We start from the raw sequence: 25446 nt of genomic DNA, 5'->3' as shown, positions 1-25446 counted from the left end.
CGCCTTCGCCGGGCGGCGCCACGCTTGCCCGGCCTGCAAATCCCTTGATAAACACAATAATTTCATCACGTTACCATCATTCATTGACACAATGAATATATCGTTGTATAAAACTCCGCCAAAATAAATGATATTCATTCTCAGCCAGATGTCCGGGCTGTGATCAATAAATAAATTAATGAAGGATAGCGTTCCATGAAGAAGATCATCAGCGCATTAGGATTGCTGATTGCCACAGCAGGCTCCGCCTTTGCGACCACCTATCCTCTGACGATTGAGAATTGCGGATATAAAGAAACCTTCACTAAAGCCCCGGAGCGCGTCGTCGCGCTGGGACAAAACACCGTTGAAATTCTGCTGCTGTTAGGCCTGCAAGATAAAGTGGTCGCCAGCGCCTTCTGGCCCACCAAAGTGCTGCCGCAGCTGGCTGAACAGAACAAAAAAGTCAAAACGCTGACCGTCGAGATCCCGACGCTGGAATCCATTCTGGCGCAAAATCCGGACTTCGTTCCGGCGCAGCTGCCGCTGCTGCTGGGGCCAGAGAGTAAAGTCGCCAAACGCGAAGATCTGGCCACCGTGGGCGTGAACAGCTATATGTCGCCAGGCATGTGTGCCACCAAAAAAGGCGTTGGCGATATGTACGGCAGCCGCCAGAAGCTCTGGGATATGACCTTCCTTTATAAAGAGATCGAAGATTTCGCCAAAATCTTTAATGTCGAAGATCGCGGCCAGGCGCTGATTGCCGATTTCAAAAAGCGCGAAGCCGACCTGCGCAGCGAATTCAGCAAAAACAAAAAAGACCTGTCATTCGTCTTCTGGTTCTCCAGCTCATCCCCCTCTTCTGACGCTTACGTCGGCGGCAAAAACAGCGCCTCTGGTTTTATCGCCAATGTGCTGGGCGGCCACAACGCCATCACCTCTGAAACCGAATGGCCAACCGTTGGCTGGGAAAGCATTATTGCCGCCAACCCGGACGTGATCGTCGTTTCCAGCCTCGACCGTAACCGCTGGGCGCTGGACAATGCCCAGGAAAAAATCAAATTCCTGAAGAGCGATCCGGCTGTCAGCCAGCTGGAAGCCGTTAAAAAAGGTCACATTGTGATCATGGACGGCCAGGCGATGAACCCGACAATCCGCACCATCTATGGCGCAGAGCAGATTGGGGAACAGCTGAGAAAGATGGGGCTTAATTAATGACCGCAGTGGTTCAACAGACCCGACTGAACTGGCTGTTGCCTGCGTCGGGTTTCCTGGCGGTCGTGGCTTTGCTGCTGGTTATCGCCATCGGCGTCAGCGTGGGGGAACTGTCGATCCCCCTGCAAAGCGTGTTCTATGCCATTACCAATAAAATTGGCTTAACCGAGGCTCCACTCAACCGCATCTACGAGAGCGTGATCTGGGACTTCCGCCTGAGCCGGGCGCTGGTGGCCGCCTGCTGCGGCGCGGGGCTGGCCATTTGCGGCGCGGTGCTGCAAAGCCTGCTGAAAAATGCCCTCGCAGAACCCTACGTGCTGGGTGTGTCAGCCGGGGCGTCCACCGGCGCGGTCTCGGTGGTAGTGCTGGGCATTGGCAGCGGCACCGTCACCCTCTCCGCTGGCGCTTTTGCCGGTGCCTTTACCGCCTTTGCCTTTGTCGCCCTGCTGACCAACGGCGCCCGCGGCGGCAGCGAACGCACCATCCTTGCGGGTGTGGCAGCCTCGCAGCTGTTTAACGCCATTACCGCTTACACCATCAGCACCTCGGCCAGCGCCCAACAGGCGCGCGACGTAATGTTCTGGCTGCTGGGCAGTTTTAGCGGCGTGAGATGGCCCGAGTTCCAGCTGGTGCTGGTGGTGATGCTGGTCGGTCTGGCTGTTTGTCTGTATTACGCCAGAGCGCTGGACGCCTTTACCTTTGGCGACGATGCCGCCGCCTCGCTGGGGATCGCCGTTCCCTGGGTACGCCTGATTCTGTTTATCGTTACTGCGTTAATGACGGCGACCATCGTCAGCATGGCAGGCTCTATTGGCTTTGTCGGCCTGGTTGTGCCGCACGTGATGCGCTTCTTCTTCGGCCCGCTGCACCGCACGCTGCTCATTGCCAGCGCTCTGGCTGGCGCAATCCTGATGGTGCTGGCGGATATCGCCTCCCGCCTACTGATCGCCCCGCAAAGCCTGCCGGTTGGCGTGGTCACCGCGCTGGTGGGCGTTCCGTTCTTTGCCATGATTATCTATCGTTCAAGGAATAAGTGATGAGCATCACGGCTGAAAATATCACCTGGAAGGTGGGTAAAAAGGTCATCGTCGATAATGTCTCTCTGACGGTATCGCCGGGGCAGACTGTCGGCCTGCTGGGGCCAAACGGCTCTGGCAAATCGTCGCTGCTGCGGATCCTTGCCGGTTTGCGTCGTCCGCATTCAGGCACCATTGCGCTGGATGGTAAAAGCATCAGTGGGATTGCCAAAAAGCAGCTCGCCCGTCGGGTGGCCTTTGTGGAACAACACGGCATGACCGATGCCAATATGCGTGTGCGGGACGTGGTGAAACTTGGGCGTATTCCGCACCATTCACCGTTTTCCGGCTGGACAGCGCAGGATGATGAGACCGTGAATTCAGCGCTGAAAACGGTGGATATGCTGCATAACAGCGATCAGGGCTGGCAAAGCCTGTCCGGCGGGGAACGCCAGCGCGTACACATTGCCCGGGCACTGGCGCAGATGCCAACCGAAATCCTGCTGGACGAACCGACTAACCACCTGGATATCCATCATCAGATGCAGCTGATGCAGCTGATCAGCCAGCTGCCGGTCACCAGCATTGTCGCCATCCACGATCTCAACCACGCCTCGATGTTCTGCGATGCGTTGGTTGTGTTGCAGAAAGGGCGCATTGTGGCCACCGGCACGCCGCAGGAGATCCTGACCGAAGAGTTGCTGTGGGAGGTCTTCCGGGTGAAAACCCGCATTGAACTGTCGCCTTACCACGGCAAAAAACACATTCATTACCTCGTCTGAGGCGAGGTAAGCCGTGACCCTGATCCGCCCCGCTAAACAACTCTGGCCGCCTGTCTTACTGGGCAGCCAGTTTGTTTTCAACATTGGTTTTTATGCCGTCGTCCCCTTCCTGGCGATCTTTTTACGCGACGATATGCTGCTCTCCGGCGGGCTTATCGGGCTGGTGCTCGGGCTGCGCACCTTCTCACAGCAAGGGATGTTTATTGTCGGCGGTGCCCTCTCCGACCGTTACGGCGCGCGCATCATTATTCTTTGCGGCTGCGTTGTACGGGTGGTGGGCTATCTGCTGCTGGCCTTTGGCTACAGCCTGCCCGTCATTATTGCCGGGGCGTGCCTCACCGGGATTGGCGGCGCGCTCTTTTCTCCCTCCATTGAGGCCTTACTGGCAAAAGCCGGAACCCGCAGCGAGGCACAAGGCAAACGCAGCCGCGCCGAGTGGTTCGCCCTGTTTGCAGTATGTGGCGAACTGGGGGCGGTGCTCGGCCCGGTGGCGGGCGCCCTGCTCACCGGTCTGGGCTTTCGTCAGGTGGCCCTGGCAGGTGCAGCGGTCTTTGTGGTGGCGCTGATTGTGCTCTTCTTCTGTCTGCCTGCCGGATCGGCAAAAAACCAGCCGCTGCACATTACTCCGTGGTGGACCACCTTTCACCAGCCGCGGTTCGTGGCCTTTATCATCGCCTGGAGCAGCTGGCTGTTAAGCTATAACCAGCTCTATCTGGCGCTGCCGGTCGAGATCCAGCGCGCGGGCGGCAGCGAAAAAGATCTCGGCCCGCTGTTTATGCTGGCATCAGCGCTGGTGATCTTCTTTCAGCTGCCGCTGGCGCGCGTGGCCCGCCGGGTGGGGGCGATACGGGTCCTGCCGGTGGGGTTTTTGCTGATCTCTGCGTCCTTCCTGAGCGTCGCGCTTTTTGCGCCCTCGGAACCTGCAACCGGCTGGCTGCGTCTGCTGCCTGCGGCCTGCTTTGTCACGCTGCTTACCACCGGGCAGATGCTGCTGGTGCCGGCGGGCAAAGATGTGGTGCCGTGGTTTGCGAGTGAATCGACATTAGGCGCGCATTACGGTGCGCTGGCCACCGCGGGTGGCTGCGCGGTGCTGGCGGGGAATTTGTTGCTGGGTGACCTGCTCGACCAGGCGCTGACGCCCTCCATCGGAGCGAGTGCGCCGTGGCTGGTGCTGGCGGTGTTTCCGCTGTGCAGCGCAATCGCCATGATCTTTATCTGCCGCCCGATGCGCAGGCCGCGCACCTGAGAGATCACTTTTTCGGGCGGTATTTTTCCGGCAGTTCAGGGACCGGGCGACGATCGTCGATAAGATGGCGAACGGTTAAAATCGGATGACGCCACAACATCCGTGGCCCTGCCCAACGCATCACCTGTTTCATCTCTTCGCGTTTGGCCGGCTGATAGCAGTGTACCGGACACTGTTTGCAGGCCGGTTTCTCCTCGCCAAACACGCATTTATCCAGCCGCTTGTCGGCGTACTCATTCAGCGCCGGATAGTGCCCCGCGGCTTTCGATGCCTGCGGACACTGCTTTTCATACAGCGCGATCATCTTGCGGATGGTCTCTTTTTCGCGCGCGATCCGTTTTCCTGACATGGCCTGATACCCACTAAAAAGTTGCATTTATAATACTCTTTTCAGGCTGGATGTTCAGCCCGATTTCATATTTTACATTCCGTTTCCTGAAGGCGCTTCGCAGTTATAGGTTTGTCTTCGCCTCATTTTACTGACATTTTATACAGGTGTTTATGTCACCGGATCCTACCCTGCGAAAAAGGAGTTTCTATGTCGGATATGCCCCTCTCCAGACCGAGCCGTCACCTCACCGTGGGCTATTTCAGAAAGCGTCACGAGGATCGTAAGACCAAAATTCCGACGCGCTACAGCGTGCATGCCGCGCTCAGTTTGAAAGGCGACTGGCTGGAAGAGGCGGGTTTTAAAACCCATTCCCAGGTGCGGGTGCTGGTCGAACAGGGGAAATTGGTGATTGAGCTGGTTCAGGAAGAGGCCTCGTAAAGTCGCGACATTTTGCTGCGCCGGGTCTTTTTTTCATGCGACAATAGAGGCATTACACGACCCTAACGTCGCCTGAACAGCACTATTTTCAAAGAAATGGACATCATCACTCCATGACCACTACTGACAATTTCGACGCGCACACCCCCATGATGCAGCAGTATCTGAAGCTGAAAGCTCAGCATCCAGAGATCCTGCTGTTTTACCGGATGGGTGACTTTTACGAGCTGTTTTATGACGATGCGAAACGGGCGTCTCAGCTGCTCGACATCTCGCTGACCAAACGCGGCGCTTCGGCCGGGGAACCGATCCCCATGGCCGGGATCCCGCATCACGCGGTAGAGAACTACCTGGCGAAGCTGGTCAATCAGGGTGAGTCGGTCGCCATCTGCGAACAGATTGGCGATCCCGCCACCTCTAAAGGCCCGGTCGAGCGCAAAGTGGTGCGCATCGTTACGCCCGGCACCATCAGCGATGAAGCCCTGTTACAGGAGCGCCAGGATAACCTGCTTGCTGCTATCTGGCAGGACAGCAAAGGTTTCGGCTACGCCACACTGGATATTAGCTCCGGGCGTTTTCGCCTGAGCGAACCGGCCGACCGGGAAACTATGGCCGCCGAGCTGCAGCGCACCAATCCGGCTGAGCTACTGTACGCCGAAGATTTTGCTGAGATGGGGCTGCTCGAAGGCCGTCGCGGCCTGCGTCGTCGTCCGCTGTGGGAATTTGAAATAGATACCGCGCGCCAGCAGCTCAATCTGCAGTTTGGCACTCGCGATTTGACCGGCTTTGGGGTTGAAAATGCCCCGCGCGGCCTGTGCGCTGCTGGCTGTTTACTGCAGTATGTGAAAGATACCCAGCGCACCGCCCTGCCGCATATCCGTTCTATTACGATTGAGCGCCAGCAGGACAGCATCATTATGGATGCCGCCACCCGCCGCAATCTGGAGATCACCCAGAACCTGGCCGGTGGTGTCGAAAACACCCTCGCCTCGGTGCTCGACAGCACCGTCACTCCGATGGGCAGCCGAATGCTGAAACGCTGGCTGCATATGCCGGTTCGCGACATCAATACGCTCACCGGACGCCAGCAGACTATTGGTGCCCTGCAGGACCGATACAGCGAACTGCAACCGGTGTTACGCCAGGTGGGTGATTTGGAGCGTATTCTGGCGCGTCTGGCGCTGCGCACCGCACGCCCGCGCGATCTCGCCCGGATGCGCCACGCGTTCCAGCAGTTGCCTGAACTGCGCAGCCAGCTGGCAGAGATCGACAGCGCGCCGGTGCAGAAGCTGCGCGACGCGATGGGCGAATTCAGCGAACTGCGCGAACTGCTGGAAAAGGCCATTATTGAGTCCCCGCCTGTGCTGGTACGCGACGGCGGCGTCATCGCTCCGGGTTACAACGCGGAGCTGGACGAGTGGCGAGCACTGGCCGACGGCGCAACAGATTATCTCGATAAGCTGGAGATCCGCGAACGTGAGCGGCTCGGGCTGGACACCCTGAAGGTCGGTTACAACGCGGTACACGGCTACTTCATTCAGATCAGCCGCGGGCAGAGCCACCTGGCACCTATCCACTATGTGCGCCGCCAGACGCTGAAAAACGCCGAGCGTTACATTATTCCTGAGCTGAAAGAGTACGAAGACAAAGTGCTCACCTCGAAGGGCAAAGCCCTGGCGCTGGAAAAACAGCTGTATGACGCTCTCTTCGATATGCTGATGCCGCACCTGGCAGATCTGCAGCAGAGCGCGACTGCATTGGCCGAGCTGGATGTGCTGGTTAACCTGGCGGAACGCGCCGAAACGCTGAACTACTGCTGCCCGACCTTTAGCGATAAACCTGGCGTACGCATTACCGAAGGCCGTCACCCGGTGGTTGAGCAGGTATTGAATGAGCCGTTCATCGCGAACCCGCTGAACCTGTCACCGCAGCGGCGCATGCTGATCATTACCGGGCCGAACATGGGCGGTAAAAGTACCTATATGCGCCAGACGGCGCTGATTGCCCTGCTGGCCTATATCGGCAGCTACGTTCCGGCACAAAAGGTAGAGATCGGCCCCATCGACCGTATCTTTACCCGCGTGGGCGCGGCGGACGATCTGGCGAGCGGTCGTTCAACCTTTATGGTGGAGATGACCGAAACCGCCAACATTCTGCACAACGCCACGGAGTACAGCCTGGTGCTGATGGATGAGATTGGCCGCGGAACCTCTACCTATGACGGCCTGTCTCTGGCGTGGGCGTGTGCCGAAAGCCTGGCCAATAAAATCAAAGCCCTGACCCTGTTTGCTACCCACTACTTCGAGCTGACCCAACTGCCGGAGAAGATGGAGGGCGTGGCAAACGTGCATCTGGATGCGCTGGAGCACGGGGATACCATCGCCTTTATGCACAGCGTGCAGGATGGCGCGGCGAGCAAAAGCTACGGTCTGGCCGTGGCTGCGCTGGCGGGGGTGCCGAAAGAGGTGATCAAGCGCGCACGTCAGAAGCTGCGCGAGCTGGAAAGCCTGGCGCCAAACGCGGCAGCGACCCAGGTAGACGGGACGCAGATGTCATTGCTGGTGCCAGCCGAAGAGACCTCCCCGGCGCTGGAAGCGCTGGAGAATCTTGACCCGGATACTCTGTCGCCACGTCAGGCACTGGAGTGGATCTATCGCTTGAAAAATCTGGTATAAGTCCGACACGCCCGGCGGCGCTACGCTTGCCGGGCCTGCGTGAGCTGTGATGAACATCGCCGGTGACTAAATTCATCCGCCACTTAAGGGTAAAGGAGAAAGAATGACCTGCTATGAAACAGAAATTATTGATGCTCACATCGCGTTAGAAAACTGGTTAGGCCTGGGTGAAGGCGATCTCGCCCCCCTGCTCGCCCGTTTTCGTCAGGACTTCCTGATGATTGCGCCAACAGGCGCACATCTGGATCATCCCGCACTGGCGCGTTTCCTTGAGGCTCAGCGCGGCAGCCGTCCGGGGCTGAAGATCGTGATTGATGAATTAACGACGTTGCAAACCTGGGACAACGGCGCAGTACTTCACTACCGCGAAACGCAAACCCGCCCCGATCAGCCGGTCAACGTGCGCTGGTCAAGTGCGGTACTGAATCAGGAAGGCGATACCATAACCTGGCGTCTGCTGCACGAAACCACGCAGCCATAACCAAAGAAAAAGGCCCGTCGAGAGACGGGCCTTTTTTGGATGAAAAGTTGCTTACTCACGGAACAGCGCTTCGATATTCAGCCCCTGGCCCTGCAGGATTTCACGCAGGCGACGCAGACCTTCTACCTGAATCTGACGAACACGTTCACGGGTCAGGCCGATTTCACGACCGACATCTTCCAGTGTCGCAGCTTCATACCCCAGCAGACCGAAACGACGTGCCAGCACTTCACGCTGTTTAGCGTTCAGTTCGAACAGCCATTTGACGATGCTCTGTTTCATATCATCGTCCTGCGTGGTGTCTTCCGGGCCGTTGTCTTTTTCATCGGCCAGGATGTCCAGCAGCGCTTTCTCTGAATCGCCACCCAGCGGGGTGTCGACGGAGGTAATACGCTCGTTGAGACGCAGCATACGGCTTACATCATCAACCGGTTTATCAAGCTGCTCGGCAATCTCTTCCGCACTTGGCTCGTGGTCCAGTTTATGGGACAACTCACGAGCGGTACGCAGATATACGTTCAGCTCTTTCACGATGTGAATAGGCAGTCGAATCGTACGGGTTTGGTTCATGATTGCCCGTTCGATGGTCTGTCGAATCCACCATGTCGCATATGTTGAGAAACGGAACCCACGTTCAGGGTCAAATTTCTCTACCGCGCGGATCAGCCCCAGGTTGCCCTCTTCAATCAGATCCAGCAGAGCCAGACCACGATTGCTGTAACGACGGGCAATCTTGACCACCAGACGCAGGTTACTTTCAATCATACGACGGCGTGATGCCACATCACCACGTAGTGCCCGGCGCGCGAAATAAACTTCTTCTTCTGCTGTTAACAGTGGAGAGTATCCAATCTCTCCCAGATAAAGCTGAGTCGCGTCCAGCACACGTTGAGTGGCGCCCTGCGATAACAGCTCTTCTTCAGCTAAATCGTTATCACTGGGTTCCTCTTCTACTAAGGCTTTTTCATCAAAAACCTCAGTTCCGTTCTCATCAAATTCCGCATCTTCATTTAAATCATGAACTTTCAGCGTATTCTGACTCATAAAGGTGGCTCCTACCCGTGATCCCTGACCGAGACAACCGAAGTGGTATGTCCCGCCAAATTATCGCTGCGGTAAATATTGCAGCGGGTTTACGGATTTCCCCTTGTAACGAATTTCAAAATGCAAGCGTGTAGAACTGGTTCCGGTGCTACCCATAGTAGCTATTTTTTGCCCCGCCTTAACTTCTTGTTGTTCCCGGACCAGCATCGTATCGTTATGGGCGTAGGCACTCAGGTAATCATCGTTGTGTTTTATGATAATAAGATTACCGTAACCTCGCAGAGCGTTACCGGCATATACCACGCGTCCATCTGCGGTCGCGATAATAGCCTGTCCCTTACTTCCTGCGATATCGACACCTTTATTTCCCCCCTCGGAGGAAGAAAAGTTCTCGATGACCTTGCCTTCAGTCGGCCAGCGCCATGAAGAGATTGGCGAGCTGGACGTCATACTGCTGGCAACGGGCACGGTAGAGCTAACGACAGGTGCCGTAACGGGCGCTGTGACAACAGCCGCAGACCCTTTGTTGTTCGGCAACATCTTGTTAGCACTCTGTTCACCTGAATCCTCAGAATACGTAATTGTCGGTTGCGACGCAACCACTGTGCTTGATTTTTGCGCAGGCGTCACACTGTTATTTTGCGCCGTTACGTCAGCCACCGACACGGTATTGCCAGGCGTTAACGGTGCGCCAGTGTTATTGCCTACCTGTAGCGTTTGGCCAACTTCCAGACCATACGGGGCCTGAACGTTATTTCGCTGCGCAAGATCACGGAAATCGTTCCCGGTGATCCAGGCAATATAGAATAAAGTATCGCCGCGTTTTACCCTGTACGTACTGCCGCCGGTATAGCTCCCTTTCGGAATGTTCCCATACTTACGGTTATACACAATGCGGCCATTTTCCGTCTGGACAGGCTGATCCACTGGCTGAATCTGTACTGGCTGGGTAACCGGACGCTGAACAGGCTGAATTTGCGGTGTTTGTTGTGTTGTGGTGCCCATCTTAGGCGGAGGGGTGATCAGCATGCCGCCGGATGAACTGCCGGATCCGCTGTTGCCGCCAACGGAACTCACCGGCGCAGGGGCATTATTTGAGGATGTACAACCTGCCAGCCACAGTGAAACCAGTGACAGTGCCGCAACTCGGCTGATGGTGAATTTTGGGCTTCCCGCGCTCATTTATCCCCCAGGAATGTTTTTAGTTACCAGTGACTTAAAATTAACCGTAGTGTCACGCGCTTTTGCGCCACAACCATACGCTGAATTGGCCTGAATAACCCTGGAAAAATCCGAGTCTCAGGCGAGCTCTCCTTTTACCAGAGGCACAAAACGTACGGCTTCTACGGTATCGATGATGAACTCGTCGCCCCGTCGACGAACACGCTTTAACAGCTGATGTTCATCGCCCACCGGTAAAACGAGGATCCCGCCGTCATCCAGTTGCGCCATAAGCGCAGCCGGGATTTCCGGCGGTGCTGCCGTCACGATAATGGCATCAAAGGGGCCGCGTGCCTTCCAGCCCTGCCATCCATCCCCGTGACGGGTAGAAACATTATGTAAATCAAGCTGCTTCAGGCGACGACGCGCTTGCCACTGCAAGCCCTTAATACGCTCCACCGAGCAGACATGATGCACCAGATGCGCCAGAATGGCGGTCTGGTAACCTGACCCGGTGCCGATCTCCAGTACCCGCGAGTCCGGGGTCAGCTCCAGAAGTTCGGTCATTCGCGCCACCATATAGGGCTGCGAAATGGTTTGTCCCTGGCCTATCGGCAAGGCGACATTTTCCCAGGCTTTGTGCTCAAACGCCTCATCGACGAACTTTTCACGCGGCACCAGCGAGATGGCATTAAGTACATGCTCATCCGCAATACCCTGAGTGCGTAATTGATCCAGAAGGGTTTGTACACGTTTACTTACCATTGTGAGCTAACTCCGGCGCGATCCAGCCAGCCTGACACCACATCCTGCGCGTTATGCGCGGTCAAATCCACATGCAGAGGCGTGACGGAAACGTACCCTTCGTCCACCGCGGCGAAGTCGGTATCCGGTCCCGCATCGTGTTTTTCACCCGGTGGGCCAATCCAGTACAGGGTATTACCCCGTGGATCTTCCTGCGGAATCACTTTATCCGCCGGGTGGCGGCTACCGCAACGCGTTACGCGAATGCCTTTAATTTGGTCCAGCGGCAGGTCCGGGACGTTGATATTGAGGATTCGCCCGGTGCGCAGCGGCTCGCGGCTCAGCGCGCGCAAAATAGAGCAGGTCACCGCGGCAGCGGTGTCGTAATGCTGATGCCCGTTGAGCGATACCGCCAGCGCTGGGAAACCGAGGTGGCGTCCCTCCATGGCGGCTGCCACGGTGCCGGAATAGATCACATCATCGCCCAGATTGGGGCCGGCATTAATGCCGGAGACTACTACGTCCGGGCGCGGTCGCATCAGCGCATTGACGCCGAGAAAGACACAGTCCGTCGGAGTACCCATCTGTACGGCGATATCGCCGTTATCGAAAGTAAAGGTGCGAAGAGAGGACTCAAGGGTTAACGAGTTAGAAGCACCGCTGCGGTTACGATCGGGCGCCACGACCTGCACCTCAGCAAACTCTCGTAGCGCCTTGGCCAGCGTCTGAATGCCTGGCGCATGGATGCCGTCATCGTTACTCAGCAATATTCGCATAGTCACCCGAAGTGTTGATAAGTTCCCTGACAACACTGGTGGCAAAGCTACCTGCCGGCAGCCAGAAACGTAACTCGACGGTCACGTCATCCCACCAGTTCCAGCTCAACTGTTGCGGATAGAGCAGCATCGCCCGGCGTGCCGCTTCGACTTTTTCCCGCACCAGCAGAGAGCATAATTCTGTTTCATCGGCGATCGCCGTCTGCTCAGCCTGCAGCGCCTCGCCCTGCGGCCCCCATTCGCCGGTACCCGGCAGGGCCGCGGTGATCAGCAGGGTTTTCGCATTGACGCGGGCCTGCAAATCAGCCATTTCTTCGTCAGTGGCGACGAACCAGCTGCCGCGTCCCGCTAATTGTAGCGCATCGCCAACAACAACTTGATTCGCGTCTGTTTTTTTCAGACGCTCGCTTACGATTTGATTAAACAACGCACTGCGGGCTGCCGACAACCAAAAACTGCGTTTATTGCGGTCACGCACCGGGGCATTGCTTTGCGCCCAGCGCAGCGCGCCCTGCAAGTTACTGCCGCCAATACCAAAACGCTGGGCACCAAAATAGTTCGGCACGCCCTGCTCGCTGATGGCTTGCAGGCGTTTTTCGACGTCTTCGCGGTTGCTCACTTCACGCAGTACCAGCGTAAAAGCATTGCCCTTTAACGCGCCGAGGCGCAATTTGCGCTTGTGACGGGCGTATTCAAGTACTTTACAGCCCTCAAGCTGGAACTGGCTTAAATCCGGCATCCCATTACCCGGCACGCGGGCGCAGAGCCACTGCTCGGTCACAGCTTGTTTATCTTTCTGCCCGGCGAAGCTTACCTCACGGGCATGAATTTTCAGGAACTTAGCCAGCGCCTCGGCCACAAAACGGGTGTTACAGCCGTTTTTCAGGATCCGCACCAGAATGTGCTCGCCCTCGCCATCCGGCTCAAAGCCCAGATCTTCGATCACCACGAAATCTTCTGGATTGGCCTTTAGCAGGCCCGTGCCCTGTGGTTTACCGTGCAGGTACGTCAGGTTATCAAAGTCCGTCATTTGGCCGCCTTCACCAGCAGCGCCACGGCTTCACAGGCGATACCTTCGCCACGCCCGACAAAGCCGAGCTTTTCCGTGGTGGTGGCTTTGACATTAACGTCGTCCATGTGGCAACCGAGATCTTCGGCAATAAACACCCGCATCTGCGGGATATGCGGCAGCATTTTGGGTGCCTGGGCAATAATGGTCACATCCACGTTTCCGAGGGTATAGCCTTTGGCCTGAATACGACGCCAGGCTTCGCGCAGCAATTCGCGGCTGTCGGCGCCTTTGAAGGCCGGATCGGTGTCCGGGAACAGTTTGCCGATATCGCCCAGCGCCGCGGCACCGAGCAGCGCGTCGGTTAACGCGTGCAGAGCAACATCGCCATCAGAATGCGCGAGCAGTCCTTTTTCATAAGGGATGCGTACGCCGCCAATGATAATTGGGCCTTCACCGCCAAAGGCGTGTACGTCAAAACCATGTCCAATTCGCATTATGCCTTCTCCTGATGGGTCGAACGGGTAAGATAAAATTCTGCCAGCTGTAAATCTTCGGGGCGCGTCACTTTTATATTATCTGCGCGCCCTTCAATGAGTTCCGGGTGGAAGCCGCAGTACTCCAGCGCCGAGGCTTCGTCGGTAATGGTTGCGCCCTCGTTAAGCGCACGGGTTAAGCAGGCCTGCAACAACTCACGGGGGAAAAATTGTGGTGTAAGCGCATGCCAGAGATCAACGCGCTCCACCGTGTGGGCGATGGCCGGAAGCCCCGGCTCGCCGCGCTTCATGGTATCGCGTACCGGCGTGGCGAGAATGCCGCCGACGCGGCTGGTTTCGCTGATGGCCAGCAGCCGTGCCAGGTCGTCCTGATGCAGGCACGGACGCGCCGCGTCATGCACCAGCACCCACTGCGCTTCACCGGCGGCCTGAAGACCCGCCAACACCGAATCGGCGCGCTCTGCGCCACCATCCACAACGGTAACCTGCGGATGGCTGGCAAGCGGCAACGCAGCAAAGCGGGCGTCGCCCGGGCTGATGGCGATAACGACCCGCGTCACGCGTGGGTTCGCCAGCAGCGCCGCCACGGTGTGCTCAAGGATGGTTTTATCACCAATTGAAAGGTACTGCTTGGGACATTCTGTCTGCATGCGCCGGCCAAACCCGGCGGCTGGCACAACGGCGCATACGTTCGAAAAAGTGACTGCCATGGCGTAATAATCCTGGGCCTGATTATCGGGTGTTTTGTACTGAGCCCTGGTTGCGTTTAGACGCATCCGGCACCAGACGATAGAAGGTTTCGCCCGGCTTAGTCATGCTGAGTTCGTTGCGCGCGCGCTCTTCAATGGCTTCTTGTCCGCCATTGAGATCGTCAATTTCCGCAAACAGCTGATCGTTTCGCGCTTTAAGTTTGCTGTTTGTTGCCTGCTGCGCCGTCACGTCATCGCTGACGCGACTGTAGTCGTGTAGACCGTTCTTACCGAACCACAGTGAATACTGAAGCCAGACCAACAAAGCCAGCAACAGCAGCGTAAGTTTACCCATCCTGCCCCCTGAAAAACGGCATCATCATCCCATAACTTTCCCCACGACTCTACATCGGGGCTACAGAGATGCCGCACCATTGCGGGCAAATGTACCACATTTTTTTTGCAGATTCGCGCAAGCCAACACCGTGTCACAGTTAGTGACGGTTTGAATTATGGCTGAACTTATCCCATGAGCCACAAAAATAACAGTCCGACCATCGCCACCACCGTCATCACGGTAGTAAATGAACTGTAGAGCAGCTTGCCGTTGAGCAGAGAGTGCAGCGCAATCCCGACCACTACAGCAACGGGCATCAGCGCCAGGAAGAAAGGCCAGGTATAGAGGAAAAAGAACAGCGTATTACTGCCGTAAAACAGGAACGGGATGCCCAGTGCCATCAGCCATGACGCGAAGCCGACAATCGCCCCTGGGAAAGACCAGGTCGTCTCGTCATTTGTCGATACCCTGTCCGACCCGGTGATAATGTAGTTTTCACTGTTTCGCATAGCTGATCCTGTGACCATGACATACCAATGGGGGGATCACCCCCCATCGATACTATCTCAGGATCTGATAATATCGCCCTGTCTGAGCAGGTCTAATAATTGGCTCACTAAATTTGTTACCAATTGTTGGCCTTCCAGATGAATTTCGGGCGCATCAGGGGTTTCATAAACTGCGTCAATACCGGTGAAATTTTTCAATTCACCCGCTCGGGCTTTTTTATACAGCCCTTTCGGATCGCGCTGCTCGCAGATCGCCAGCGGGGTATCAACAAAGACTTCGATAAAGCGGTTCTGGCCGACGCGCTCGCGCACGAACTGCCGCTCGGCACGGTGCGGCGAAATAAACGCCGTTAACACCACCAGCCCGGCATCGGCCATCAGGCTGGCCACTTCGCCCACCCGACGGATGTTCTCTTTACGATCCGCATCGCTAAAGCCCAAATCTCTGCACAGTCCGTGACGCACATTGTCGCCATCCAACAGATAGGTGCTGACCCCTAACTTATGCAGCGCCTCTTCCAGTGCGCCTGCGACGGTGGATTTACCGGAGCCAGAAAGCCCGGTAAACCACAGCACAACCCCACGGTGACCGTGGAGTTGTTCGCGATCGGCTACGGTGACCGGATGAGGATGCCAGACGACGTTCTCATCATGCTGCGCCATTACTTCCCTCCCAGCAGATCGCGTGCGCCCCAGTGCGGGAAGTGTTTGCGCACCAGCGCGTTCAGCTCCAGTTCAAAGGCGCTGAATTCTGACGGCACCACGCTCGCCTGTTCGTGCGGCTCGCGCACCATGCCAGCGCCCACGGTGACGTTGGTCAGGCGATCGATAACGATTAAGCCCCCGGTCACCGGGTTGTGCTGATACTGATCCAGCACCAGCGGTTCGTCGAAAGTGAAATCCACCAGACCAATGCCGTTCAACGGGAGCGCATCCACGCTATGCTGCGCCAGATTGTTGATATCCACCTGATACTGAATGCCGTCCACACGGGCGCGGGTCTTCTTACCGGCGATTTTGATATCGTAGCTCTGGCCCGGGGTGAGGGGCTGTTCCGCCATCCACACCACATCAATGGCGGCGCTTTGCACCGCAGGCAAGGTCTCCTGTGCATCCACCAGCAGGTCGCCGCGGCTGATATCGATTTCGTCTTTCAGCACCAGAGTGACGGCTTCGCCTGCCCCGGCTTCCTGCAGATCGCCATCAAAAGTCACGATGCGGGTAATCGCAGACTCCACGCCTGACGGCAACACTTTTACGCGCTGACCCACCTGGACGCTGCCGGAGGCAAGGGTGCCGGAGAAGCCGCGGAAATCGAGGTTCGGACGGTTAACGTACTGCACCGGGAAACGCATCGGCTGCGTCTCAACGCTGCGCTGGATCTCAACCGTCTCTAACACTTCCAGCAGCGTCGGGCCGCTGTACCACGGCATGCTGGCGCTCTGGGAGGCCACGTTATCCCCTTCCAGCGCCGAGAGCGGCACGAAGCGAATGTCGAGGTTGCCCGGCAGCTGTTCGGCAAAGGTGAGATAGCTTTCGCGGATCTCGTTAAACGTCTCTTCGCTGAAGTTAACCAGGTCCATCTTGTTGACTGCCACCACCAGGTGTTTGATCCCCAGCAAGGTGGAGATAAAGCTGTGACGACGAGTCTGATCCAGCACCCCTTTACGGGCATCCATTAACAGGATTGCCAGATCGCAGGTTGAGGCACCGGTCGCCATATTACGGGTGTACTGCTCGTGCCCCGGGGTGTCGGCGATGATAAATTTGCGCTTCTCGGTGGAGAAATAGCGATAAGCCACGTCGATGGTGATGCCCTGCTCGCGCTCTGCTTGCAGGCCATCTACCAGCAGAGCCAGATCGAGCTTCTCGCCTTGGGTGCCGTGACGTTTGCTGTCGTTATGCAGGGATGAGAGCTGATCTTCATAGATCTGACGGGTATCGTGCAGCAGTCGGCCAATGAGCGTGCTTTTGCCGTCATCAACGCTGCCGCAGGTCAGAAAACGCAGCAGGCTTTTATGCTGTTGTGCGTGCAGGTAGGCTTCTACGCCGCCTTCATCCGCAATCTGTTGAGCAATAGTGGTATTCATGGCGGCTCCTTAGAAATAACCCTGACGTTTCTTCAGCTCCATCGAGCCTGCCTGGTCGCGGTCAATCACGCGCCCTTGTCGCTCGCTGGTGGTCGACACCAGCATCTCTTCAATGATCTCTGGCAGCGTCTGCGCGCTGGATTCCACCGCGCCGGTCAGCGGCCAGCAGCCGAGGGTACGGAAGCGCACCATCTGCTTTTTGATCACTTCGCCAGGCTGCAGATCGATACGATCGTCATCCACCATCATCAGCATACCGTCGCGCTCCAGCACCGGACGTTCCGCCGCCAGGTACATAGGCACAATCTCGATATTTTCCAGATAGATGTACTGCCAGATATCCAGCTCGGTCCAGTTGGAGAGCGGGAAGACGCGGATGCTTTCGCCTTTGTTAATCTGGCCATTGTAGTTGTGCCACAGCTCCGGGCGCTGGTTCTTCGGATCCCAGCGATGGAAGCGGTCGCGGAAGGAGTAGATACGCTCCTTGGCACGAGATTTCTCTTCATCACGGCGGGCGCCACCAAAGGCGGCATCAAAGCCGTATTTGTTCAGCGCCTGCTTCAACCCTTCGGTCTTCATGATGTCGGTGTGTTTCCCGCTGCCGTGCACGAACGGGTTAATGCCCATCGCCACCCCTTCCGGGTTTTTATGTACCAGCAGTTCACAGCCGTAGGCTTTGGCAGTGCGGTCACGGAACTCATACATCTCGCGGAATTTCCAGCCCGTATCCACGTGCAGCAGCGGGAATGGCAGCGTGCCCGGGTAGAAGGCTTTACGCGCCAGGTGGAGCATCACGCTGGAGTCTTTCCCGATGGAGTACATCATTACCGGATTAGCGAACTCGGCGGCCACTTCACGGATAATATGAATACTTTCCGCTTCGAGTTGCCGCAGGTGAGTCAGTCGTTTTTGGTCCATAACCGTTCCTTAAGCCAAAGTCACTACAGAAGAACCAAAGCCTTCTGTGTCGGTAGTGTGTTGAAACCAGGCGAGCGTGCTGTGCAGCTGCACCACCTCTCCCACCACAATCAGGGCGGGCATCGGGGCGTCTTTCGCCAGGGTTGCAAGGTGTTGTAATGTGCCGGTCACCACGTGCTGATCGACGCGCGTGCCGCGAGATATCACCGCCACAGGCGTATTTGCATCGCGCCCGTGGCGAATAAGTTGTTCACTGATTTCCGCTGCCTTCATGGTGCCCATGTAGATCGCCAGCGTCTGACGGCTTTGCGCCAGATGCGTCCAGTCGAACGGTGTACTGTCGGCCTTGTAGTGGCCGGTGACAAAGGTGACGCTCTGAGCATAATCCCGGTGCGTCAGCGGAATACCGGCATAGGCCGTCACTGCGGAGGCCGCCGTGATGCCTGGTACGACCTGGAACGGCACGCCCGCTTCGGCTGCCGCCTGTAGCTCTTCGCCGCCGCGGCCAAAGATAAACGGATCGCCTCCTTTGAGACGCACCACGGTCTTACCTGCTTTCGCCGCGTCAATCAACATCTGATTGGTTTCATGCTGCGGCACAGCGTGCTGGCCCGCACGTTTGCCAACGCAGATCTGCTCGGCGTCACGACGAATCAGCTCACGTATGCCATCTGTCACCAGATGGTCATAGAACACCACATCCGCATCCTGGAGTACCTGCAAGCCACGCAGCGTCAGTAATCCGGCATCCCCTGGCCCCGCCCCGACGAGAATAATCTCGCCACAGGTGCTGCCCGGGTTATCCAGTTCGTCTTCAAGGATTTTCTGTGCCGCCGTCTCATTACCCGCCTGCATCAGGCTGGCAAAGCGGCCGCGAAACACGCGCTCCCAGAAGCGACGGCGTTCCGCCACGCTGGTCAGGCGGGTTTTCAGATGGTTACGCCAGAAGCCGGCTTTTTCTGCCATCCGGCCCAGGCTGGTTGGCAGCAGTGCTTCAATTTTTTCACGCAATACGCGCGCCAGCACGGGGGCTGTGCCGCCGGAGGAGATTGCCACCAGCAGCGGCGAGCGATCGACAATCGACGGGAAGATAAAGGAGCACAGCGGCTGATCGTCCACCACGTTCACCAGACGGTGACGGGCGTGGGCGGCATCAGAGATGCGCTGGTTGAGCGCCCGGTTTTCGGTTGCGGCAATCACCAGCACCACATTGTCGATTTGCGCTTCATCAAAGTCCGCTTCAGCAACGACCTGCACGCGCGCGCCTGCCCGGTATAAAAAGGCAATTTTGCGCTCGGCGATTTCGCCCGTGCCGATCACCAGTACCGGACGGTCTTTTACGGCAGCAAATAAAGGAAGGTAATCCACAATGCTACAACTCGCTAACAACCTGGAATAGTGGGACTATAGGGGGCTGCTCAGAACGAATGAAATTACGAATTGGAATGAGTAGTTACTCAATGGAATAACGCTCTGGAAAAGCAAATATCAAAAAGTGCTTAACACGCGTAATTACGGGCATTTAAGAGCAATTCAAATTGTGTAAGCGCGATCACAGTTTCATACTAAGCGCGTTAAAATTTTGCTCGATTTTTTAAGGACTCACTATGTTTTCCGCAATGCGCCACCGTATCGCTGCTTTGGCGCTCGGCGTTTGCTTGATCGGAACGGTTCAGGCTAAAACGCCCCCTCTGGGTGAGATCGCCGCGATGCAGGCGCGTCATATTGCCACCTTTTTCCCGGGCCGTATGACCGGCACCCCCGCCGAAATGCTCTCCGCTGACTATGTGCGACAGCAGTTCGCTGAAATGGGTTACCAGAGCGATATCCGAACCTTCCAAAGCCGCTATATCTATACCTCACGTAACCAGAGCAAAAACTGGCACAACGTGACTGGCAGCACCGTGATTGCTGCCCATGAAGGTAAAGCCGAACAACAAATTATTATCCTGGCGCATCTGGATACGTATGCGCCGATGAGCGACAGCGATGCCGATAACAATCTCGGCGGCCTGACATTACAGGGCATCGATGATAATGCTGCGGGTGTCGGGGTGATGCTGGAGCTGGCCGATAAGCTGAAAGATATTCAAACGCAGTACAGCATCCGCTTTATCGCCACCAGCGGCGAAGAAGAGGGACGCCTCGGCGCCGAGAACGTACTCAACCGCATGAGCCAGGCCGAGAAGAAAAATACCCTGCTGGTGATTAACCTCGATAACTTAATCGTGGGCGATAAGCTCTATTTTAACAGCGGAAAAACCACCCCTGCCCCGGTGCGTAAATTAACCCGTGATCGCGCGCTGGCTATTGCGCGCGCCCACGGGATTTTTGCCGCGACCAACCCGGGAGGTAACGCCGCGTACCCGAAAGGCACCGGATGCTGTAATGACGGTGAAGTTTTCGATAAAGCCGGGATCCCGGTGCTGTATGTTGAGGCCACTAACTGGTCATTGGGTAAGAAAGACGGTTATCAGCAGCGGGCAAAATCAAAAGCCTTCCCACAGGGATCGAGCTGGCATAACGTCAGGCTGGATAATCTGCAGCATATCGACGAGGCCCTCCCACAACGGATTGAACACCGCAGCCGGGACGTGGTGCGCATTATGCTGCCACTGGTGAAGGAACTGGCGAAAGCGGGGAAAAAAGCCTGATAAAGTGCATCACCCAAACGGTGCGTGGGCATTTTTCTGTTTATTTTTATACGGAGTAAGATTTGTGGGTTATCCGCGCTAAGGCGGGGAAGACTACGTTGTATCAGGCCGCGCTACACTATCCTACGGTTTATCCCCGCTGACGCGGGGAACACGAATTCGTGGATTTCGAAAAGGTGCGCATTTTCGGTTTATCCCCGCTGACGCGGGGAACACGACGCGGGCACAAAAAAAGCCGGATTTACCGGCGGTTTATCCCCGCTGACGCGGGGAACACGCAGGGCGGCAAGTGCGATTTCCTGCCAGGTATCGGTTTATCCCCGCTGACGCGGGGAACACGCTGGCCTGGCGTCCGGCAATCCATCAGCGGCCGGTTTATCCCCGCTGACGCAGGGAACACATGGTCTGCGGGTCGGTTCTCCCGCTGAATGACGGTTTATCCCCGCTGACGCGGGGAACACAAGACGCCCGGAGGCGAGCTGGCGCTGCAACTCGGTTTATCCCCGCTGACGCGGGGAACACATTGAGCCGGTGCAGCTCGTAGCGGCGGCAGTCGGTTTATCCCCGCTGACGCGGGGAACACCCAGCCCGGGTCAATTCCCTCGGGCACACTTTCGGTTTATCCCCGCTGACGCGGGGAACACCACTGCTCAAACGCCGTCGTGATAATTGTTGCCGGTTTATCCCCGCTGACGCGGGGAACACTTTATCGCCAGCATTTGCAAACTTCGCCGTAGCGGTTTATCCCCGCTGACGCGGGGAACACGCTCGGCCATGATCGTCTCGGCTTCCAGCTTCCGGTTTATCCCCGCTGACGCGGGGAACACATGCGGAGGATTTCTAAAATATCTTGCTCGTTCGGTTTATCCCCGCTGACGCGGGGAACACTTTGCCGGTGCAAGGATAACATCAGCTACAGCCGGTTTATCCCCGCTGACGCGGGGAACACACAAGGCGTTGATCGCTCAGTAATAAATCCCTCGGTTTATCCCCGCTGACGCGGGGAACACTGCTGGTTCAGAATCTCCCTCAGCCGGGTTGCCGGTTTATCCCCGCTGACGCGGGGAACACTTACCCGTTTCCTGCGCCTCCTGGACCACCAGCGGTTTATCCCCGCTGACGCGGGGAACACGGCCAACTTCTGCCGCCCAGGCCAGCAGAACGCGGTTTATCCCCGCTGACGCGGGGAACACGGCAGTTGTGGTACAGAAAGTAACGCCTCAGCCGGTTTATCCCCGCTGACGCGGGGAACACTGACGACTTATCAGGCGCGCCAGCTCGAAATTCGGTTTATCCCCGCTGACGCGGGGAACACAATATAAGCTGAGGGGCTAGAGGAGCGTAGGACGGTTTATCCCCGCTGACGCGGGGAACACAAAGCGGCGATCAGGTTGACGGAGAGTGGTTGCGGTTTATCCCCGCTGACGCGGGGAACACGCTAAACAGCACGCTATCTCTAAAAACCAACTCGGTTTATCCCCGCTGACGCGGGGAACACCAGCACCATAATGCTGACCCGAATACTCAAAACGGTTTATCCCCGCTGACGCGGGGAACACTAGTGGCCCGGTCATGCGATCCCCAGAATTTGCGGTTTATCCCCGCTGACGCGGGGAACACAGCAGGTCGTTCAGTTCGATAGTTGTCATGCGCGGTTTATCCCCGCTGACGCGGGGAACACGGCTGTGGCGTGCCAGCACGTCTACAGCCTCCCGGTTTATCCCCGCTGACGCGGGGAACACCAGGCCGCAATCTCTTTGTGACTGATGTACTGCGGTTTATCCCCGCTGACGCGGGGAACACCCTCCCAGCGTTCCGGCTGCGCCCTTGATTCCCGGTTTATCCCCGCTGACGCGGGGAACACTTGATTTTCTGCTCTGCTGGCGACGGCTGCGGCGGTTTATCCCCGCTGACGCGGGGAACACGTGTGGAAACCCTTAACAGGAAGCAAAACTATCGGTTTATCCCCGCTGACGCGGGGAACACACGCTCAAAAACATTTACACCCGCCGCCGTCGCGGTTTATCCCCGCTGACGCGGGGAACACCACTCTACACAGCCCCGCCAGTGCTCAACGGACGGTTTATCCCCGCTGACGCGGGGAACACTTATACCAACATGGAGCTCCAACTCTATTCGGCGGTTTATCCCCGCTGACGCGGGGAACACACTAATCTTATCTTTCTGTTTTTAATGGAAATTTTCAGCAAACAACAACCTACCAACTTTAATCCAACATTTCCACATTATTAAAGAGCTATTAAATTATTGATTTTAAACAGGAATAAAGGAAACCAACCTCAGCCCATCTAAATCTACCGGCATGCGTCTGTTTTCCCCCCAGGTTTGAAACTCAAAACCTGATTCCGTGTTTGTCGCCCAGGCCATAACGATATTTCCAACCCCACCCAACTGGATGATTTGCTGCCAGATCATCTCCCGCACGCGTTTAGAGACATCACCAACATATACCCCAGCCCGGATCTCCAATAACCAGATGGCAAGCCTTCCCCGCAAACGCGGCGGTACATTTTCTGTGACCACAACGACCATACTCATCAGCCGCGCCCCCGATAGCCACTATCCCCCAGCGGTTGAGGCTCAGGAATTGCGGGGGGCAACATATCTGGCGCAGGCTTTGGCGGCTCAATCTCACCGGCAGCCAGAACATCTTCAATAAGAGGGATCAGTTTTCCAGTCAGTTTGCTGCTACGAAAAATATCACGGCACGCCAGCCGAACTTCACGATCGGGTTCAGAAGGTACACGCGCAGCAATTTCAAAGGCTTTAGGTACGATAACGTCAAATTTTATGATGTCGGCAATGTCATAAATAAAGGAAAGCGGTTTACCGCTATGGATAAATCCAATTGCAGGCGCATAACCTGCCGCCAGCACCGCAGCTTCAGTAATCCCATAAAGACACGATGTTGCAGCGCTAATACACTGATTTATTACATCCCCCTTTTCCCAATCTTTCGGATCATAGTTGCGACCATGCCACTTCACGCCATATTGTTTCGCCAGTAATGCATAGGTCTGGCGCACACGGGCACCCTCAATGCCGCGTAATTGTTCAACAGAACGACGCGCTGGCGGAGGTTCACGAAAGCGGAGCTCATACATTTTGCGCACCACTTTCAGACGCAAATTATCATCCAAAGCCAGCTTCGCCTGATACAGCAGTTTATCCGCGCGGGCACCGCCTGGCTGGCCGGAAGAATATACCCGCACTCCCGCTTCACCCACCCAGACCAGCAGCGTACCTACCGTAGAGGCTAAGCGTACTGCCGCGTGAGAAACCCGCGTCCCTGGTTCCAGCATGATGCAGGCAACTGACCCAACCGGAATATGTGTGCGGATCCCTGTTTTATCGATCAACACAAACGCGCCATCCAGTACGTCAACCTGACCGTACTGGAGAAAGATCATCGACGTGCGATCTTTTAAAGGGATCGGGCTTAGCGGAACAAATGTCACGCGCGCTCTCCGGGTTTGATCAACATTAACCCACAGCCAAAAGCCCGGCTTTTGCCGTATCCCTGAGTCAAACGCTGCAGGAAAAGCACAGGATCGTTCACTACCAGCACACCGGAATAATCCACGCTGCTGAACTGGATCATCTGGCGCGCTTTTGCCCGGACGATCTGCTGTTGCCGGTAAGCATCTACATTCACTTCATGCAATGAAAAACCGTTAAGCGTCCCCTGGCGGGCCAGCCAGTCGCATGCCGCCTGCTGTTGATGTTGCCAGATATCCGTCTCCTCACACTGGCTCCGAACCTGACGCTTTGCTTCCATTAACAGATCGTGACGTTTACCATCCTTACACACCGTTGGGTTAGCGCGCAGACTAAAACGCAGAACCTGCCCGGCATTTAATACCGGCGCAAAGGGTCGCTGCTCGATGTCGAAAATTTGGCTTTTTTCAGGAGGAGTTGATGAAAGAACAAAGAAGCGAAACGCGCCCTGTAACTCTTCACGACGATAAAGAAACGTACGCTCCTGGCCTCCGGGAAAAAGTTCCCACAGCCACTGATGCATAACATATTCACCGCGATCCACCAGCTGTAATAGCTGAGACGGCGAAAGCTGGCTGGTATACAGCGTTATTTTTGACAGGAACACGATTCCTCCTTGAGCAGCCAGGGTCCTTGATTAACGGTACGCTCACCAAACGTCCATCGTTGGCGGCTTATCGGCCTGTCACGACGGCGCAGGACTTTATTGGCTTCCAGACCCTCATGCTCACCTTCCCACCAGCATTGAGGCTGCAGTTCTGCCAGCCTGATGTTCAGGGTCTTGAGTTTATCCTGGTACTGGTGGTACGCCTCGTTGAGCACCTCCGGCGCGGTGCCGTTCAGCAACAGTGGCGAAAGCGGTAAAGCCAGAGGATGACTTTTGCGTCCCAGATAGAGCGCGAATACCGGATGTTGTAACGCATCCCGCAATTGCTCCAGCGTATAAGGCGCATCGGCTGTTTGTGTGAGCCCCACCATCCACCAGGCATCGGTGTAGTAGTCCCGCCTTGAGATCAGCGCGCTCAGCAGTTCAGGATCGCTTAGCTCTTCGCGACGGCTAAAGTAGCGGACTTTACGCACCTCTTTCGGCATCTGCACCGTGTGGTAATCTCGCGCCCAGCGCGGTTCTTTGCTGGCACACAGCACGAAAGCGTAATGCTGATTGAAAGCATTCAGACGCGCCTCTTCATCACGACAGATACCCAGCGCGGCCGCCAGCAAACCGAGCAGCGCCGAACGCGAGGGTAACGCATGGCTATGGCGCACTTCGCCGGGGGCATCGACACCCCACGAAGCCATTGGCCCATGTAGCTGAAAAACCAGATATTGACTCATG

The 25446-nt window shown here is 56.5% G+C and carries 26 protein-coding genes and 1 CRISPR repeat array; of the genes, 8 read left to right on the top strand and 18 right to left on the bottom strand.

Features of this window, described 5'->3' with window-relative positions; genetic code table 11:
• Positions 1–195: 195 nt before the first annotated feature.
• The 4 genes from C3F35_RS16615 to C3F35_RS16600 are packed head-to-tail and all read left to right on the top strand — an operon-like array spanning position 196 to position 4238.
• Complete coding sequence (locus C3F35_RS16615; RefSeq protein WP_032613609.1) at positions 196–1194, top strand: ABC transporter substrate-binding protein; 999 nt, start codon at positions 196–198, stop codon at positions 1192–1194.
• Positions 1194–2231, top strand: coding sequence for a FecCD family ABC transporter permease (locus C3F35_RS16610; protein ID WP_032613612.1), 1038 nt, complete (start codon positions 1194–1196; stop codon positions 2229–2231). Before C3F35_RS16615 ends, C3F35_RS16610 begins: the two co-directional genes overlap by 1 nt.
• Positions 2231–2992 (top strand): ABC transporter ATP-binding protein, encoded by a 762-nt coding sequence (locus C3F35_RS16605; RefSeq protein WP_103792551.1) that lies wholly within the window; start codon positions 2231–2233, stop codon positions 2990–2992. Before C3F35_RS16610 ends, C3F35_RS16605 begins: the two co-directional genes overlap by 1 nt.
• Before the next feature lie 13 nt (positions 2993–3005).
• The gene (locus C3F35_RS16600) at positions 3006–4238 is read left to right on the top strand and encodes an MFS transporter (protein WP_103792552.1); all 1233 of its coding nucleotides are present in this window, start codon (positions 3006–3008) and stop codon (positions 4236–4238) included.
• Between the two features lie 4 nt (positions 4239–4242).
• On the opposite strand, the gene C3F35_RS16595 is transcribed toward C3F35_RS16600, so the two are convergent.
• Positions 4243–4587 (bottom strand): nitrous oxide-stimulated promoter family protein, encoded by a 345-nt coding sequence (locus C3F35_RS16595; protein WP_032613618.1) that lies wholly within the window; start codon positions 4585–4587, stop codon positions 4243–4245.
• A 189-nt stretch (positions 4588–4776) separates the two neighbouring features.
• Here C3F35_RS16595 and C3F35_RS16590 point away from each other — a divergent pair, with 189 nt between their 5' ends.
• The 3 genes from C3F35_RS16590 to C3F35_RS16580 all read left to right on the top strand — a co-directional run bounded on the left by C3F35_RS16590 (position 4777) and on the right by C3F35_RS16580 (position 8163).
• Positions 4777–5007: a SymE family type I addiction module toxin gene (locus C3F35_RS16590; RefSeq protein ID WP_059307299.1), complete on the top strand. Its 231-nt coding sequence runs from the start codon at positions 4777–4779 to the stop codon at positions 5005–5007.
• Between the two features lie 113 nt (positions 5008–5120).
• Positions 5121–7682, top strand: a complete 2562-nt coding sequence (mutS, locus tag C3F35_RS16585; protein ID WP_103792553.1) for a DNA mismatch repair protein MutS — start codon at positions 5121–5123, stop codon at positions 7680–7682.
• Between the two features lie 103 nt (positions 7683–7785).
• The gene (locus C3F35_RS16580; RefSeq protein WP_077227376.1) at positions 7786–8163 is read left to right on the top strand and encodes a DUF4440 domain-containing protein; all 378 of its coding nucleotides are present in this window, start codon (positions 7786–7788) and stop codon (positions 8161–8163) included.
• 51 nt (positions 8164–8214) lie between these two features.
• Here the strand turns inward: C3F35_RS16580 and rpoS are convergent, their stop codons facing one another.
• The 13 genes from rpoS to cysG all read right to left on the bottom strand — a co-directional run bounded on the left by rpoS (position 8215) and on the right by cysG (position 19305).
• Positions 8215–9207: an RNA polymerase sigma factor RpoS gene (gene rpoS, locus C3F35_RS16575; protein WP_103792554.1), complete on the bottom strand. Its 993-nt coding sequence runs from the start codon at positions 9205–9207 to the stop codon at positions 8215–8217.
• A 60-nt stretch (positions 9208–9267) separates the two neighbouring features.
• Positions 9268–10389 carry a murein hydrolase activator NlpD gene (nlpD, locus tag C3F35_RS16570; protein ID WP_103792555.1) on the bottom strand — a complete coding sequence of 374 codons (1122 nt, stop codon included), beginning with the start codon at positions 10387–10389 and terminating at the stop codon, positions 9268–9270.
• A 117-nt stretch (positions 10390–10506) separates the two neighbouring features.
• Positions 10507–11133, bottom strand: a complete 627-nt coding sequence (locus C3F35_RS16565; RefSeq protein WP_032613627.1) for a protein-L-isoaspartate(D-aspartate) O-methyltransferase — start codon at positions 11131–11133, stop codon at positions 10507–10509.
• On the bottom strand, positions 11127–11888 hold the full coding sequence (gene surE, locus C3F35_RS16560; protein WP_032613629.1) for a 5'/3'-nucleotidase SurE: 762 nt from the start codon (positions 11886–11888) through the stop codon (positions 11127–11129). The genes C3F35_RS16565 and surE overlap by 7 nt, the downstream gene beginning before the upstream one ends.
• Positions 11869–12918 carry a tRNA pseudouridine(13) synthase TruD gene (truD, locus tag C3F35_RS16555; protein ID WP_103792556.1) on the bottom strand — a complete coding sequence of 350 codons (1050 nt, stop codon included), beginning with the start codon at positions 12916–12918 and terminating at the stop codon, positions 11869–11871. The genes surE and truD overlap by 20 nt, the downstream gene beginning before the upstream one ends.
• Positions 12915–13394, bottom strand: coding sequence for a 2-C-methyl-D-erythritol 2,4-cyclodiphosphate synthase (gene ispF, locus C3F35_RS16550; protein ID WP_059307294.1), 480 nt, complete (start codon positions 13392–13394; stop codon positions 12915–12917). Before ispF ends, truD begins: the two co-directional genes overlap by 4 nt.
• A complete protein-coding gene (ispD, locus tag C3F35_RS16545) occupies positions 13394–14104 on the bottom strand; it encodes a 2-C-methyl-D-erythritol 4-phosphate cytidylyltransferase (RefSeq protein ID WP_077227378.1) in 711 nt (236 codons plus the stop codon). Before ispD ends, ispF begins: the two co-directional genes overlap by 1 nt.
• A gap of 22 nt (positions 14105–14126) precedes the next feature.
• The gene (gene ftsB, locus C3F35_RS16540) at positions 14127–14438 is read right to left on the bottom strand and encodes a cell division protein FtsB (protein ID WP_032613637.1); all 312 of its coding nucleotides are present in this window, start codon (positions 14436–14438) and stop codon (positions 14127–14129) included.
• A 167-nt stretch (positions 14439–14605) separates the two neighbouring features.
• The gene (locus tag C3F35_RS16535) at positions 14606–14929 is read right to left on the bottom strand and encodes a DUF3561 family protein (RefSeq protein ID WP_032613639.1); all 324 of its coding nucleotides are present in this window, start codon (positions 14927–14929) and stop codon (positions 14606–14608) included.
• Between the two features lie 57 nt (positions 14930–14986).
• Positions 14987–15592 carry an adenylyl-sulfate kinase gene (gene cysC / locus C3F35_RS16530; protein ID WP_103792557.1) on the bottom strand — a complete coding sequence of 202 codons (606 nt, stop codon included), beginning with the start codon at positions 15590–15592 and terminating at the stop codon, positions 14987–14989.
• Positions 15592–17019, bottom strand: a complete 1428-nt coding sequence (gene cysN / locus C3F35_RS16525) for a sulfate adenylyltransferase subunit CysN (RefSeq protein ID WP_103792558.1) — start codon at positions 17017–17019, stop codon at positions 15592–15594. Before cysN ends, cysC begins: the two co-directional genes overlap by 1 nt.
• A gap of 9 nt (positions 17020–17028) precedes the next feature.
• On the bottom strand, positions 17029–17937 hold the full coding sequence (gene cysD, locus C3F35_RS16520; protein ID WP_103792559.1) for a sulfate adenylyltransferase subunit CysD: 909 nt from the start codon (positions 17935–17937) through the stop codon (positions 17029–17031).
• 9 nt (positions 17938–17946) lie between these two features.
• Positions 17947–19305 (bottom strand): siroheme synthase CysG, encoded by a 1359-nt coding sequence (gene cysG / locus C3F35_RS16515; RefSeq protein WP_103792560.1) that lies wholly within the window; start codon positions 19303–19305, stop codon positions 17947–17949.
• Positions 19306–19544: 239 nt separating this feature from the next.
• On the opposite strand from cysG, the gene C3F35_RS16510 reads away from it, so the two are divergent.
• A complete protein-coding gene (locus tag C3F35_RS16510) occupies positions 19545–20591 on the top strand; it encodes an aminopeptidase (protein WP_032613649.1) in 1047 nt (348 codons plus the stop codon).
• Positions 20592–20717: 126 nt separating this feature from the next.
• Positions 20718–22760: direct repeats of the CRISPR family, unit length 29 nt; unit sequence CGGTTTATCCCCGCTGACGCGGGGAACAC.
• A 105-nt stretch (positions 22761–22865) separates the two neighbouring features.
• On the opposite strand, the gene cas2e is transcribed toward C3F35_RS16510, so the two are convergent.
• From cas2e to cas5e, 4 genes are read right to left on the bottom strand one after another with little or no spacing between them, the layout of a single operon-like run.
• Positions 22866–23150: a type I-E CRISPR-associated endoribonuclease Cas2e gene (gene cas2e, locus C3F35_RS16505; RefSeq protein ID WP_077227382.1), complete on the bottom strand. Its 285-nt coding sequence runs from the start codon at positions 23148–23150 to the stop codon at positions 22866–22868.
• On the bottom strand, positions 23150–24070 hold the full coding sequence (cas1e, locus tag C3F35_RS16500) for a type I-E CRISPR-associated endonuclease Cas1e (RefSeq protein WP_077227383.1): 921 nt from the start codon (positions 24068–24070) through the stop codon (positions 23150–23152). The genes cas2e and cas1e overlap by 1 nt, the downstream gene beginning before the upstream one ends.
• Positions 24067–24717: a type I-E CRISPR-associated protein Cas6/Cse3/CasE gene (gene cas6e / locus C3F35_RS16495; protein WP_103792561.1), complete on the bottom strand. Its 651-nt coding sequence runs from the start codon at positions 24715–24717 to the stop codon at positions 24067–24069. The genes cas1e and cas6e overlap by 4 nt, the downstream gene beginning before the upstream one ends.
• On the bottom strand, positions 24699–25445 hold the full coding sequence (cas5e, locus tag C3F35_RS16490; RefSeq protein WP_103792562.1) for a type I-E CRISPR-associated protein Cas5/CasD: 747 nt from the start codon (positions 25443–25445) through the stop codon (positions 24699–24701). The genes cas6e and cas5e overlap by 19 nt, the downstream gene beginning before the upstream one ends.
• Between the last annotated feature and the right edge of the window lies 1 nt (position 25446).

It is taken from the genome of Leclercia sp. LSNIH3 (genome assembly GCF_002935105.1).
Classification (GTDB): domain Bacteria; phylum Pseudomonadota; class Gammaproteobacteria; order Enterobacterales; family Enterobacteriaceae; genus Enterobacter; species Enterobacter adecarboxylatus.
The sequence above is the reverse complement of the archived record's forward strand: the minus strand, read 5'-3'. Positions and strand labels throughout refer to the sequence as shown.